We start from the raw sequence: 13586 nt of genomic DNA, 5'->3' as shown, positions 1-13586 counted from the left end.
AATCAAGAACTCCTGGAGTTAAAAAATCACCATGCGGCGGGTCAAACTCGACCGAATTGATCGGCGCATCCTGCGCGACCTGCAGGCGGACGGCCGGATGACCAATGTGGAATTGGCGCGGCGTGCCGGCATTTCGGCCCCTCCCTGCCTGCGGCGTGTCCGCGCGCTGGAGGAGGCGGGATACATCCGCGGCTACCATGCCGACATCAATCCGGAATCCATGGGCTTCCATGTCACGGTTTTCGCACAGGTCGGCTTGTCGTCCCAGGCGGAAAGCGATCTGAAGCGCTTCGAAGCCCTGGTCAATTCCTGGCCGGAGGTACGGGAGTGCAACATGTTGGCCGGTGAGACAGACTTCCTGTTGAAGGTGGTCGCCGTCGACTGGGACAGCTATCAGCGCTTCCTGACCACCAAGCTGACGGCGGCCCCCAATGTCAGCCATGTGAAGTCGGCCCTGGCCATCCGCCAGTCCAAATACGCGCCGGGCGTGCCCATCGATGTCGATGTCGGCCCGGAGTCGAAGGACGACGATGACGAGGATTTCGAAGAGTGATCAGAATGGGGCGTCCGAAGGCGCCCCATTCTTTTTGTGCATTGTTCCCTCGAGAAGCCGGGCGCCGCCATCCGGCGGCCTGGCTTACGCGACCACGTGGCCGCGGGCCGGCAGTCGCCGGCCTCCAACGGTCATGGGAAATGACCGTGGTTTCAGGTCAATGCCATCCGCGCCAAGCCAAATCCTGCCCCCGCCAGCACCAGCCAGTGCACGGCCAGCTTGAAGCGCAGCAGGGCCACCAGCGCTACCGTCGCGACGGCGCACGCCACAAGGTCAGGCTTTCCACCCGGCACCAGCACCTGCTCCCCCAGCACCACGCCCAGATTCAGGATCACCCCCACCACGGCGGCGGTGATGGCGGCCAGGGCGCCGGCGGCGGCCCGGTTATGGATCAGCGCCTCCACATAGGGCGCACCAGCGAAGATGAAGAAGAAGCAGGGCAGGAAGGTGACATAGGTGGTCAGCGCCGCCGCCATCAGCCCGGCCATTCCCGGCGACAGGGCGCCCGGATTGTTCCAGCCCGCGAAGAACCCCACATATTGGGTGACCAGGATCAGCGGTCCCGGTGTGCTCTCTGCCAGTGCCATGCCGTTCAGCATGTCGGCCGGCGTCAGCCACTGATAGGTCTCCACCGCCCGTTCGGCGATATAGGGCAGCACCGCATAAGCGCCACCGAAGGTGATGAAGGCGGCACTGGTGAACAGGTCGGCGATATCGGCCCAGGGCATGCGCCCGAGCAGCAGCACGACACCCACCACCGGCACCAATAGCAACACGGCGAAGATCAGCGACAGGCGCAGCAAGCGTCCGGCGCTGCGGTCCACCGGCCGGTCGTCCGGCACGAAGCCGTCATCCATGCTGCCATGGCCCGCCGGCGCGAATAAAGGCTTGCCCGCCCTGGCCGCCAGATAGCCGATCAGGGCCGCCCCGGCGATCAGCACGGGAAAGGGCAGGTGGCCCAGATACAGCCCCAGGAAGGCCGCACCGGCCAGGATCAGCGGTGCCGGCCCCTTCAGCGTGCGCCGGCCCAGACGCCAGACCGATGCGGCGATGATGGCGATGACCACCGGCTTCACCCCGTCGAACAGGGCCGCCACCCAGGCCAGATCGCCATGTTCTGCCGCCAGCCAGGACAGGCCCAGCAGCACCAGCGCACCCGGCAGCACGAACAGCCCGCCCGCTGCCAGGCCGCCGATGGTACCGTGCATCCGCCAGCCGACATAGGTCGCCAATTGCTGCGCCTCCGGGCCCGGCAGCAGCATGGCGAAGTTCAGCCCGTGCAGGAAGCGCGTGGCGTCGATCCAGCGACGCTTATCCACCAGTTCCTGCTGCATCAGAGCGATCTGCCCCGCCGGCCCACCGAAACTGACGCAGCCCAGCCAGAACCAGAACCGCAAAGCCTCCCTGAAACCGGGCATCGTATTTTCCCCCGTTGAAATCCGGGTGATGCTGCGGGCAGGCGGTTGCGGATGCAACCTTGTCCTTATGACAAGACAATGAATGCGCGTCCGCCCGTTCTGCGTCAGGAAGAAGGACCCCCGATCCAGGACCCTTGCCCCATGTACATGCCGACACATTTCAAGATGGAAGAAGAGGACGCGCTTGGCGTCCTTGAACAGCAGAACTTCGCCACCCTGGTCAGTCTGGGGCAGGGCGGCCTGCTGTCCACGCCGCTGCCGCTGCTGCTGGATCGCTCGCACGGGGATATCCGCCTGATCGGCCACGTGGCCCGTGCCAATCCGCATTGGAAGCGGTTCGACCCGTCGGTGCCCTCGCTGGCCATCTTCAATGCCGGCGACGGCTACGTCGCTCCCGCCTGGTATGCGGCCAAGGCGGCGACGGGCAAGGTGGTACCCACCTGGAACTATGTCACCGTCCACGCCCATGGACGGCTGGAGGCGGTGGAGGATGCCGATGGGGTGCTGGACATCGTTACCCGCCTGACCAACCGGCATGAGGGCGGGCGGGCAAGCCCCTGGAAAGTCTCCGACGCGCCGGCCGACTTCATCGCCGCCAACCTGCGCGGCATTGTCGGGTTGGTGCTGCATGTTGAGCGGCTGGAAGGCAAGGCCAAGCTCAGCCAGAACAAGGACGTGGCCGACCGCGCCACCATCCGCGCCGGGATGGAGGGTGTGCTGGCCATCCCTTGATCGGGAATTGGTTCGGCGGCGACTGCCGCCGCGCGCCTTGTGGCGCGTAGCCAAGCCGCCGGATGGCGGCGCCGGCGACTGAGGCCGGTGATCGGTTACGATCACCGGGATATGGTCTTACACCCGGCTCATCAGCCCCAAGCGCACGGCCAAGCCCAGGAACACCGTTCCCGACGCCCAGTTCAACACCTTGGCCGCCAGCGGGTTGCGCGCCAGCTGCCGTCCCAGCCCACCGGCACCGATGCCGACCAGGGCGTTCACGATGGTGCCGGAAATGTTCAGCATCGTGCCCAGCACCAGGGCCTGGATGATGACGCTGCCCCGCGCCGGATCGATGAATTGCGGCAGGAAAGCCAGGAAGAAGATCGCCACCTTGGGGTTCAGCAGGTTGGTGACCATGCCGCGCAGGAAGATGCGGCGGATATCCTTTTGCGTGACCCTGGTGCCCTCCGCCGCCGGCGGGGCGGCGCGGAACGTGTTCCAGGCCAGCCAGACCAGATAGGCCGCCCCGGTCCAGCGCACGATCTCGAACAGGGTCGGCGACGCCATCAGCAGGCCGGCCAGCCCGAAGGCGGCGGCAGCCGTGTGCACCATGGCGCCCACCGCCACGCCCAATGACGCGGCGATGCCGGCCTTGGGCCCGCGATGTGCCCCGCTGCCCAGGCAGAACAGCATGTCCGGTCCCGGCGTCAGGTTTAGCGCCAGGGCGGCCGCCATGAACAGCAGCAGCGTGTCGATGGGAAAATCGGGCATGGCGGGCGCTCCATCAAGGGCGTGATCCCACCATGCTGCATTTGTAAATACTCTTACACCACCACGATTTCGGCAGCCCTGTACCCCTGGATATAGAGCAGGGCGGTCAGGTCGCCATGGTCGATGCGGGCACGCGCCTGGGCGGCGACGCTGGGCTTGGCGTGATAGGCGACACCGATGCCGGCTGCCAGCAACATGGGCAGGTCGTTGGCGCCGTCGCCCACGGTGATGCTGGCGGCCACCGGCACCCGCTTGGCCGCGGTGATGCGGATCAGGGCCTGGTGCTTGGCATCCTTGTCCAGGATGGGCTCGAACACCGTGCCGGCCAGCTTGCCATCGGCCACGATCAAATCGTTGGCCTGATCCTCATCAAAGCCCAGCGCCTCGCGCACATGTGCGGTGAAGGTCTTGAACCCGCCCGACACCAGGGCGCAGTAAACGCCATGCTTCTTCAAGGTGGCGATCAGGGTGGCCGCACCCGGCATATAGGTGACGCGCCCGATCATCTGGGTCAGAACGCCGGCATCCAGCCCGGCCAGCAGGGCCACGCGTTCGCGCAGCGCACCCTTGAAATCGATCTCGCCATTCATGGCGCGGTGGGTGATGGCGGCGATGCGGTCGCGGGCCCCGACCAACTCGCCTAACTCGTCCAGCATCTCCTGCTGGATGATGGTGGATTCCATGTCGGCGACCAGCACCGATTTGCGCCGGCCCTCCACCGCCTGGGCGACGATATCGATGGGCTTGCCCGCCAGCGCCTTGGCCACGGCGGCCTGGGCTTGGTCATCGTTCAGCCCGTTGAAGCCGATATCGCAGGCGATACCCGGCGCCAGCCAGTCATGCGGTGCCGTCTCCGCCCCCAGATCGGCCAGGGCGGCACGCGCCGTCTTGGCGATGGCATCATCCAGGGCCGGGGCGGCTGGATCGGCGATCAGGGTCAAGACTTGGCGCAGCATCGGAGGTCCCGTCCATATGGGGTGGTCGATTGCCGCCCTTATCGCCGCTGGCGGGCGGGAGCGCAATGGTGTGCGGGCGGGGGGCGGGAATGCTTCTCAATCGGCTCGCGTCTGGACCGCGATACGCCGCTCGCGCCGCAACTGGGCGAACTGTTCGATCAGCCTGCGATAGAAGGCCGGCGGTAACAGTCCATAGGCGAACCGGTCGGGGTGGCCTGGAACTGGAGCCAGATCGAAGCCGGGCCATGTGAAGACGTTCAGGTCATCCAGCACGACCCACGACCGCTCGTAGTCCAGACCCAAATGGGCTTTCACAGAAGGCGGGATTTCCACGGCAGCGGCCGGGTCTTGTGGTGGACTATGGGTGATGGGTGCGACCGTCACCTGGGGTGCTACGGCATCCATCCGGTTCACGCAGAGAAGAATCGCTGCCGGCCGGTTCTTACGGCCTTCCGTCAGGCCGGCGGCCGCCTCATGTCGCCAGAGATAGGTATAGGAGAGGACGAGGCCGTTTTCCGGTTGGGGCAATGCCATGGACGATTACTCGTCCATCAGCCTGTCCAGATGCGCGTGCGATGGGTCCATGGACGCCTTCGCGATGGCATCGGCAATCTCGTCGGGTAGTTCTTCGATACTGAAGGCTATACGGGCGGCCTTGGCCTTCAGTTGCTGATATTCCTCGAAGGCTGGTGCCGACATGAAATAGCCGCTGGTGCGGCCATGGCTGGTGATGGCGACCGGTTCGCGCTGGGCGGCCTCCTTGTAGCGGCCGAAATTCTTGGCGAACTCCGTAGCGGTGACGGCGACCATGGTTGCCTCCATAAAATCCGTAATTTCCGGAATTATAATGTAATGGGCTTGAATTCCAAGTGGCCAACCGCTTGCCACGAATCCAAGGGGACGCTACCACAGCCCATGCACTGCGATCCCGATCTCCCCATGTCCGAACCCACCGATCCCCGCCCCGTCCTCGTCATCGGCGGCCCCACGGCGTCGGGCAAGTCGGGCTTGGCCCTGGCCCTGGCCAAACGCGCCAATGGCGTGGTGATCAATGCCGACAGCATGCAGGTCTATGCCGATCTGCACATCGTCACCGCCCGCCCGTCGGCGGCGGATGAGGCCCAGGCACTACACACATTATATGGTGTCGTTCCAGCCTCTACCCGGATGAGTGCCGCGCGCTGGCGGGAACTGGCGCTGGCGGAGATCGATGCAGCACACGCCGCCGGCCGCTTGCCCATCGTCGTGGGTGGCACCGGGCTTTACCTGCGCTCGCTTATGCAGGGCCTGTCCGACATTCCCGAGATCCCGGCGGGGACGCGTCAAGCCGCCATGGACCTGCAGGCGGAGATCGGCAGCCCGGCTCTGCACGCCCGTCTGGCCGAAATCGATCCCGTCACGGCCGCGCGCCTGCACCCGACCGACAGCCAGCGCCTGATCCGCGCCTGGGAGGTGATCCAGGCCACCGGAAGGTCGATCAGCGACTGGCAATCGGCCCCGCCCACCGACGCACCCACGCACCTGTCCTTCACGACCCTGGTGGTCGAACCCCCGCGCCCCCGGCTCTATGCCCAGTGTGACAGGCGGTTCCTGCTGATGCTGGAACAGGGTGCGGAACAGGAGGTGGCGGCTTTGATGGCCCAGGGCCTCGATCCGGCATTGCCGGCGATGAAGGCGCTGGGCGTGCCGGAGATCGCTTCCATGCTCTCTGGCACCCTGGACCGGAATGCTGCGACCGAAAAGGCCCAGCAGCTGACCCGCAATTACGCCAAGCGCCAGCTTACATGGTTCCGCAACCAGATGCCTGCCGCACTGCGGTTGGATTCGACGGAACTTGCATCTGAAACGGCGTTCGCGAAACTTTATGACCGGATCATGACAGGCATGACTAAGAACATTGCCAAAATGGGTTGACCATCTTTCCGGTTCCATCTAGGGTGCCGCCACGTCGCCCTTCGCCCCTGCGAAAGGCGGCGTTTTTCAACCCAGTTGGAACAGTTTGAAAGCGTCTGCCATGTCTTCGGGAACCATCCTCTCCGGTGCGGAAATCGTCATCAAGGCCCTTCGGGACCAGGGTGTAGACACGATCTTCGGGTATCCGGGTGGGGCGGTACTACCCATCTATGACGCGCTGTTCAAGCAGAACCAGATCAAGCACATCCTGGTTCGCCACGAACAGGCTGCCGTCCACGCGGCGGAAGGCTATGCGCGCTCGTCCGGCAAGGTCGGTGTCGTGCTGGTCACGTCCGGCCCCGGCGCCACCAATGCCGTCACCGGTCTGGTCGATGCGCTGATGGACAGCATTCCCATCGTCTGCCTGACGGGTCAGGTGCCCACCCACCTGATCGGCAACGACGCCTTCCAGGAATGCGACACGACCGGCATCACCCGTCCGGCGACCAAGCATAATTACCTGGTCAAGGACGCCAATAATCTGGCCCGTACGCTGCACGAGGCGTTCTATGTGGCCAAGAATGGCCGTCCGGGCCCTGTCGTCATCGACATCCCCAAGGATGTGCAGTTCGCCGACGGCGTCTATCGCACGCCGGGCGAAAGCCAGCCCAAGAGCTACCGCCCGCAGGTGAAGCCCGACCTGAACAAGGTCGAGGAGGCGGTGGAGATGCTGGCCAATGCCAAGCGTCCCATCTTCTATGTCGGCGGCGGCGTCATCAATTCCGGTCCGGTGGCCAGCCAGTTGCTGACCCAGCTGGTGCGCATGACGGGCTATCCCTGCACCACCACCCTGATGGGCCTGGGCGCCTATCCGGCGCATGATCAGCAATGGCTAGGCATGTTGGGCATGCACGGCACGTACGAGGCCAATCTGGCCATGCATGGCTGCGACCTGATGATCTCGGTCGGCGCCCGCTTCGACGATCGCGTCACCGGCAAGGTCAGCGAGTTCTCCCCGAACTCCAAGAAGATACATATCGACATCGATCCGTCGAACATCAACAAGAATATCCGCGTCGATCTGCCCATCGTCGGCGATGCGGCCTATGTGCTGGAAGACATGATCCGCATCTGGAAGGCCCGCAACAAGCGGGCCGACCAGGCGGCGCTGAAAGCTTGGTGGGACCAGATCGCCGTCTGGCGGTCCAAGGACTGCCTGCAGTACGAGAAGACCGACAAGGTCATCAAGCCGCAATACGCGCTGGAGCGTCTGCGCGCCGCCATCCAGGGCCGCGACGACGTGTTCATCTCCACCGAGGTGGGGCAGCATCAGATGTGGGCCGCCCAGTTCCTGCCCTTCAACAAGCCCAACCGCTGGCTGACCTCGGGCGGCCTGGGCACCATGGGCTATGGCCTGCCGGCCGCCATCGGCGCCCAGATCGCCAATCCCGGCGCGCTGTGCATCGACGTGGCGGGCGAAGCGTCGATCCAGATGAACATCCAGGAGATGTCGACGGCCCTGCAATACCGTCTGCCGGTCAAGGTGTTCATCCTGAACAATCAATGGATGGGCATGGTCCGGCAGTGGCAGGAGCTGCTGCACGGCTCGCGCTATTCGGAAAGCTATTCCGAGGCGCTGCCCGACTTCGTGAAGCTGGCCGATGCCTTCGGCGGCGTGGGCCTGCGCGCCAGCAAGGTGTCGGAAGTGGACGATGTCATCGCCGAGATGATCGCCACCCCGCGCGCCGTGATCGTCGATATGTGCGTGGACCAGAAGGAAAACTGCTTCCCCATGATCCCCGGCGGCAAGGCGCATAACGAAATGCTGCTGGGCCCGGCGGACCGCGTGGCCGAGGCGACGCCGGAGGAGGGGATGGTGCTGGTATAACCGGCATCTGTCCTCAACACCCCCTCCGCACCCCAGAACAAGACCTCACTGGAGCCTTCCGCCCGTGACCCAAGATACCAGCATCCGCCGCCACACCATCTCCGTGCTCGTCGATAACGAGCCGGGCGTGCTGGCGCGCGTCATCGGCCTGTTTTCCGGCCGCGGCTATAATATCGAAAGCCTGACGGTGGCGCAGATCGATGCCGGCGACAGCCTGTCGCGCATCACCGTCGTCACGTCGGGCACGCCGATGATCATCGAGCAGATCAAGGTGCAGCTTGAGCGCCTGGTCCCTGTTCACAAGGTCAAGGACCTGACCCTGGAAGGCCCGTTCATCGAGCGGGAGATGGGGCTGGTCAAGGTTGTGGCCAATGGCGAGAAGCGGGTGGAAAGCCTGCGCATCGCCGATGTGTTCAAGGCCCGCGTCGTGGACGCCACCATTTCCAGCTTCGTGTTCGAGATCACCGGCACCGCCGATGATCTGGACCGCTTCATCGACCTGATGCAGCAGTTGGGCGAGGTCGATATCAGCCGTACCGGCGCCGCCGCCCTGTCGCGCGGCACCTCGACCCTGTAGAAGAACACCCATCACCGCAATGCCGGACCCCGTGCCGGGGCCGGATCTGACAACAGCAGAGCAAGACGAAGGAACATTCCCATGCGCGTCTATTACGATCGCGACGCCGACGTGAACCTGATCAAGGGCAAGAAGGTCGCCATTGTCGGCTATGGCAGCCAGGGCCATGCCCATGCCCAGAATCTGCGGGACAGCGGCGTCACGGACGTGGTCATCGCGCTGAAGCCCAACTCGCCGACCCGCGCCAAGGCCGAAGCCGCCGGCTTCAAGTGCGTGACCCCGGCCGAGGCCGCGCAGACCGCCGACGTCATCATGATCCTGACGCCGGACGAGCATCAGGCCGAGCTGTACAATAACGAGATCGGCCCGAACCTGAAGAAGGGCTCGGCCATCGCGTTCGCCCACGGCCTGAACGTGCATTTCCGCCTGATCGAGCCGCGTCCCGACACCGACGTGTTCATGATCGCGCCGAAGGGCCCCGGCCACACCGTGCGCGGCGAATACAAGAAGGGCGGCGGCGTCCCTTGCCTGGTGGCCGTTCACCAGAACGCTTCCGGCAACGCCTTCGACGTCGCCCTGTCCTATGCTTCCGCCGTTGGCGGTGGCCGTTCGGGCATCATCGAGACCACCTTCAAGGAAGAGTGCGAGACCGACCTGTTCGGTGAGCAGGCCGTGCTGTGCGGCGGCCTGACCAAGCTGATCCAGGCCGGCTTCGAGACCCTGACCGAGGCTGGTTACGCCCCGGAAATGGCCTATTTCGAATGCCTGCACGAAGTGAAGCTGATCGTGGACCTGATCTACGAAGGCGGCATCGCCAACATGCGCTACTCGATCTCCAACACCGCCGAGTATGGTGACTATGTCACCGGCCCGCGCATCGTGACGGACGAGACCAAGGCCGAGATGAAGCGCGTTCTGGATGATATCCAGTCCGGCCGCTTCACCCGCGACTGGATGCTGGAGAACAAGGCCGGCACCCCGTCCTTCAAGGCCACCCGCCGTCGCCAGGCCGAACACCCGATCGAGGAAGTGGGCGCCAAGCTGCGCGCCATGATGCCCTGGATCGCCGCCAACCAGCTGGTGGACAAGTCCAAGAACTAAGCCGTTTCAACGGTTTGGTGAAAATGATGCCGCCCGGTGGGGAAACCTGCCGGGCGGTTTCTTTTCGGCGACTATGACTAAAGATACAATTTTAGCAACTTGAGCCTATCGCGCGAGTGTCGTACCTTTTATGCGGATCAAAATGATCGCATCGGGGGAGCCCATGATCTCGCTAAACGCGGGTTCGCTCTTCAACGCCACGAATGCGCAGGCGATGAAGACGGCTATCGACCGCCATGTCGACAAGGCGGTTGAGGAGCGGTTCAGGAAGGTCGACAGCCCTGAATATCAGGGCACGTCCCAGAAGGACATGTTCAAGCGCCTGATGGATATCGGCATCACCGGCGGCGCCTTTCAGGATGCCGCGAAATCCGCCGCGCGCGTCGAGGAACTTTCCAAATATATGGATCAGGCCCGGTCGGATATCGACCGCAAGGCCGCCACCGAAAAGCTGAACCAGGGCAAGCGCCGCATGGGCGAACTGGAGCAGGAGGCGCGTCAGGCCGCGGCCAAGGGCGACGCTCGCAAGCTGGCCCATATTGCCCGCGAAGCGTCGGGCATGACCCGCAATCTGGCCGATGAGGCCAAGAACCTTGTCGAAGGCCGTGATGTCGATCCGGCTGAGCGGGCCGCCGCCATCGCGCGCGGGGAACCGGACCCCGCAAAACCTGTGGCACAGCAGCCCGGCATGACGGCCGGTGGTGTTCCCATCTCCTTCGCCCGCGCCTATGTGCAGGAGGTGCGCGATGTGGCGGGCCGCGCCCGCACCCTGCTGACCCAGGCCGAAGCCAACAAGGGCAACACGGTCTGGATGAGCGAGGAGGACAAGAAGGAGTATGAGGAGGCGCTGAAGGCGGCGCGCGACGATCTGGCGGCGGCGGGAGAGACGCTGGAACGGCTGAATGGCACGCTGGAGGGGATGGACCCCGGCGGCGCGTCGGAGACGAGTGGCGTCGATGCCGGTGCCGTGCTGGATGTGACCTATACCACCACCTACACCGAAACCCTCACCATCGCGGTGCAGACGTCGGAGAGCTTCATTTCCATCACGGCGTAAGGGCTTGGCTCAACCGCCGACATAAATCCGGTGATACCGCGACCCCAGACGCGTCAGCACCTCGTACCCGATGGTACCGGCCTCCTTGGCGACCTGATCCACATCGCGATGCGGGCCGATGACGTCGGCCCAGCCGCCGACTTTCAGCAGGTGGTCGGGAACGCCCGTCACATCGGCCGTCAGCAGGTCCATCGACACCCGCCCAACCAAGGGTGCGGCGTGCCCGCCGATCATCACCACCCCCTTGCCGGCCAGTGACCAGGGATAGCCGTCGGCATAACCCATGCCCAGGGCCGCCACTTTGCCCGGTGCCGTGATGCGGTGGGTGGCGTCATATCCGACCGTATCGGGTGGGACCACGTCACGGACCTGGAGGATGCGGGCCAACAGCCGGATCACCGGCCGCATCGGGTTGGGCAGCCAGGGGGCGGGGTTGGGACCGTAAAGCGCGATGCCCGGCCGCACCAGATCGAAATGATAATCCGCGCCATGGAAGATGCCGGCGGAGTTGGACAGGCTGACCGGCGCGTTGGGCAGCCGCGCCAGCGCCGCCTGCACCCGCCGCAATTGCTCCGCCGTCAGCGGATTGGCGGGATCATCGGCACAGGCCAGATGGCTCATCCAGGCCTGGACATCCAGGCCTTGCAGCAGCGTTGCTTGATCATTGCACAGCCGGTCTAATTCGCCGCCGGGCAGGCCCAGGCGGTTCATTCCGGTATCGACATGAATAAGCGCCGGCAGTTTGTGACCTAGCTTGCGGGCAAATGCACCCCAGCGCTCGATCTCGCCCAGGCTGCTCAGCACCGGGACCAGCCCGCGCGTGGCCAGTTCATCCTCTGTCCCCGCCGGCACGCCGTGCAGGACGATGGTGCGGGAAGCGGGCAGGGTGGCTTTGACCCGCACCCCGGCCTCGATATCGGCCACGAAGAAACTTCTGGCGCCAGCTCCCCACAGGGTCGTGGCCACTGCGACATCGCCCAGGCCGTACCCATTGGCCTTGACCACGGCGGCGCATTCGGCGCTGGCGGCGCGATCGGCCATGGCACACCAGTTCGCGACCAGTGCGCCCTTGTCGATGACCAGCACGGCACCGACACGGGCTGCCTCGGGGCTGTCCAGCAGCCCCGCCAGCTCAGTCGTCATAAGACACGCCATGCTGGGTTTCCAGGTCGCCGAAGCGGGTATAATTGCCGTCGAAGAACAGGCGGACGGTGCCGACGGGGCCGTGACGCTGCTTGCCGATGATCACGTCGGCGGTGTTGTGGACCTGGGCCAGCCGGTCCTGCCACTGCGCGTACCGGTCATTATACTTGTCTTCCGACTCGTCCGGGCGTCGGCCCGGCTCGGCACGCTCCAGATAATATTGCTCGCGGAACACGAACATGACGACGTCGGCATCCTGCTCGATCGAGCCCGATTCACGCAAATCCGACAGCTGCGGCCGTTTGTCCTCGCGGCTTTCCACCGAACGCGACAGCTGCGACAGGGCGATAACGGGCAGTTCCAGTTCCTTGGCGATGGCCTTCAGGCCGCGCGTAATCTCTGAGATTTCCTGCACGCGATTCTGCTCACCCCGGCTGGACCCGCCACCGCGCAGCAGCTGAAGATAGTCGACCACCACAAGGCCCAGCCCATGTGTGCGCTTCAGGCGCCGGGCACGGGTACGCACGGCGGTGATTGTGAGCGCCGGCGTATCATCCACGAAGAAGGGCACGCGGGCCAGATACTGGCTGGCCTCCACGAACTTGGGGAAGTCGGTGGCGGAAATCTCACCACGACGGATCTTGTCACCCGACACTTCCGCCTGATCGGCCAGGATACGCAAAGCCAGCTGTTCGGCCGACATTTCCAGCGAGAAGAAGCCGACGGGCGCCCCCTCCTTGCCGCCGGACAGCATATAGGCCTTGGCGGCGTTGAAGGCGATGTTCGTGGCCAGCGCGGTCTTACCCATCGACGGACGACCGGCCAGGATCAGCAGGTCCGAGGGGTGCAACCCGCCCAGCTTGCCGTCCAGGTCGCGTAGGCCCGAGGTGACGCCGGTGACATGGCTGGTGCGGCGGAAGGCGGCTTCGGCGGTGGCGATGGCGGCGGTCAGCGCCCGGTCGAAGGGGATGAAATCGCCCTTGATGTCGCCCGTGGCCGCCAGCTCGAACAGCTTCTTTTCCGCATCTTCGATCTGGTCGTTGGCGGCGATGTCGATGTCGTGCTTATAGGCCTGATTGACCATATCCTCGCCGACTTCGATCAACTGCCGGCGCAGGAAGGCGTCGTGGATAACCCGACCGTAATCCTCCAGATTATGGACAGTGACGATGGCCGCGGCCAGGCGCGCCAGATATTCCGGCCCGCCGATTTCCGACAGGTCGCGGTCCTGCTCGAAATAGGCTTTCAGGGTGATCGGATTGGCGACCTGACCCCGGTCGACCATCTTCAGGATGGCCTGGAAAATCTTCTGGTTGGCGGGGTCGAAGAAATGCTCCGGCCGCAGGAATTCACCAACCTTTTCAAATGCCTTGTTATTGACAAGGATGGCGCCCAGCACCGTCTGCTCCGCCTCCTCGTTATGGGGCGGCGTGCGATAGGCGATGGGGGCGGCACCGGCAAAGCCGGACGGGTCGATCAGCTTGGTATCCATGGCGGGCGTACTTTAGCGACCCG

Annotated in this window: 14 protein-coding genes; 7 read left to right on the top strand and 7 right to left on the bottom strand. The window is 64.6% G+C overall.

Going from position 1 to position 13586, the window contains the following annotated elements:
• Window positions 1–31 precede the first annotated feature (31 nt).
• Window positions 32–553, top strand: coding sequence for an Lrp/AsnC family transcriptional regulator (locus ACM9HJ_RS08935; protein ID WP_416571370.1), 522 nt, complete (start codon window positions 32–34; stop codon window positions 551–553).
• 152 nt (window positions 554–705) lie between these two features.
• On the opposite strand, the gene chrA is transcribed toward ACM9HJ_RS08935, so the two are convergent.
• On the bottom strand, window positions 706–1971 hold the full coding sequence (gene chrA, locus ACM9HJ_RS08930) for a chromate efflux transporter (protein ID WP_416571369.1): 1266 nt from the start codon (window positions 1969–1971) through the stop codon (window positions 706–708).
• Between the two features lie 141 nt (window positions 1972–2112).
• Between chrA and ACM9HJ_RS08925 the strand changes: the two genes are divergently transcribed.
• Window positions 2113–2703 (top strand): FMN-binding negative transcriptional regulator, encoded by a 591-nt coding sequence (locus ACM9HJ_RS08925; protein WP_416571368.1) that lies wholly within the window; start codon window positions 2113–2115, stop codon window positions 2701–2703.
• Between the two features lie 117 nt (window positions 2704–2820).
• On the opposite strand, the gene ACM9HJ_RS08920 is transcribed toward ACM9HJ_RS08925, so the two are convergent.
• The 4 genes from ACM9HJ_RS08920 to ACM9HJ_RS08905 all read right to left on the bottom strand — a co-directional run bounded on the left by ACM9HJ_RS08920 (window position 2821) and on the right by ACM9HJ_RS08905 (window position 5222).
• On the bottom strand, window positions 2821–3456 hold the full coding sequence (locus tag ACM9HJ_RS08920) for a LysE family translocator (RefSeq protein WP_416571367.1): 636 nt from the start codon (window positions 3454–3456) through the stop codon (window positions 2821–2823).
• A gap of 53 nt (window positions 3457–3509) precedes the next feature.
• Window positions 3510–4409 (bottom strand): phosphoserine phosphatase SerB, encoded by a 900-nt coding sequence (gene serB / locus ACM9HJ_RS08915; RefSeq protein ID WP_416571706.1) that lies wholly within the window; start codon window positions 4407–4409, stop codon window positions 3510–3512.
• A 99-nt stretch (window positions 4410–4508) separates the two neighbouring features.
• Complete coding sequence (locus ACM9HJ_RS08910; protein WP_416571366.1) at window positions 4509–4946, bottom strand: growth inhibitor PemK; 438 nt, start codon at window positions 4944–4946, stop codon at window positions 4509–4511.
• A gap of 6 nt (window positions 4947–4952) precedes the next feature.
• Window positions 4953–5222 (bottom strand): type II toxin-antitoxin system prevent-host-death family antitoxin, encoded by a 270-nt coding sequence (locus ACM9HJ_RS08905; protein WP_416571365.1) that lies wholly within the window; start codon window positions 5220–5222, stop codon window positions 4953–4955.
• A 129-nt stretch (window positions 5223–5351) separates the two neighbouring features.
• Between ACM9HJ_RS08905 and miaA the strand changes: the two genes are divergently transcribed.
• The 5 genes from miaA to ACM9HJ_RS08880 all read left to right on the top strand — a co-directional run bounded on the left by miaA (window position 5352) and on the right by ACM9HJ_RS08880 (window position 10928).
• Window positions 5352–6326, top strand: coding sequence for a tRNA (adenosine(37)-N6)-dimethylallyltransferase MiaA (gene miaA, locus ACM9HJ_RS08900; protein ID WP_416571364.1), 975 nt, complete (start codon window positions 5352–5354; stop codon window positions 6324–6326).
• A 100-nt stretch (window positions 6327–6426) separates the two neighbouring features.
• On the top strand, window positions 6427–8193 hold the full coding sequence (locus ACM9HJ_RS08895; RefSeq protein ID WP_416571363.1) for an acetolactate synthase 3 large subunit: 1767 nt from the start codon (window positions 6427–6429) through the stop codon (window positions 8191–8193).
• 64 nt (window positions 8194–8257) lie between these two features.
• Window positions 8258–8770, top strand: coding sequence for an acetolactate synthase small subunit (gene ilvN / locus ACM9HJ_RS08890; protein WP_416571362.1), 513 nt, complete (start codon window positions 8258–8260; stop codon window positions 8768–8770).
• 81 nt (window positions 8771–8851) lie between these two features.
• A complete protein-coding gene (ilvC, locus tag ACM9HJ_RS08885; RefSeq protein ID WP_416571361.1) occupies window positions 8852–9871 on the top strand; it encodes a ketol-acid reductoisomerase in 1020 nt (339 codons plus the stop codon).
• 163 nt (window positions 9872–10034) lie between these two features.
• On the top strand, window positions 10035–10928 hold the full coding sequence (locus ACM9HJ_RS08880; RefSeq protein ID WP_416571360.1) for a hypothetical protein: 894 nt from the start codon (window positions 10035–10037) through the stop codon (window positions 10926–10928).
• 9 nt (window positions 10929–10937) lie between these two features.
• Here ACM9HJ_RS08880 and alr read toward each other — a convergent pair whose 3' ends face one another.
• Both alr and ACM9HJ_RS08870 read right to left on the bottom strand, forming a co-directional pair.
• On the bottom strand, window positions 10938–12071 hold the full coding sequence (gene alr / locus ACM9HJ_RS08875) for an alanine racemase (RefSeq protein WP_416571359.1): 1134 nt from the start codon (window positions 12069–12071) through the stop codon (window positions 10938–10940).
• Window positions 12061–13563: a replicative DNA helicase gene (locus ACM9HJ_RS08870; protein WP_416571358.1), complete on the bottom strand. Its 1503-nt coding sequence runs from the start codon at window positions 13561–13563 to the stop codon at window positions 12061–12063. The genes alr and ACM9HJ_RS08870 overlap by 11 nt, the downstream gene beginning before the upstream one ends.
• Window positions 13564–13586 lie beyond the last annotated feature (23 nt).

It is taken from the genome of Niveispirillum sp. KHB5.9, assembly GCF_048066115.1.
GTDB lineage: Bacteria > Pseudomonadota > Alphaproteobacteria > Azospirillales > Azospirillaceae > Niveispirillum.
Note: the sequence above shows the minus strand (reverse complement) of the source record. Positions and strands in the feature narration are given on the sequence as shown.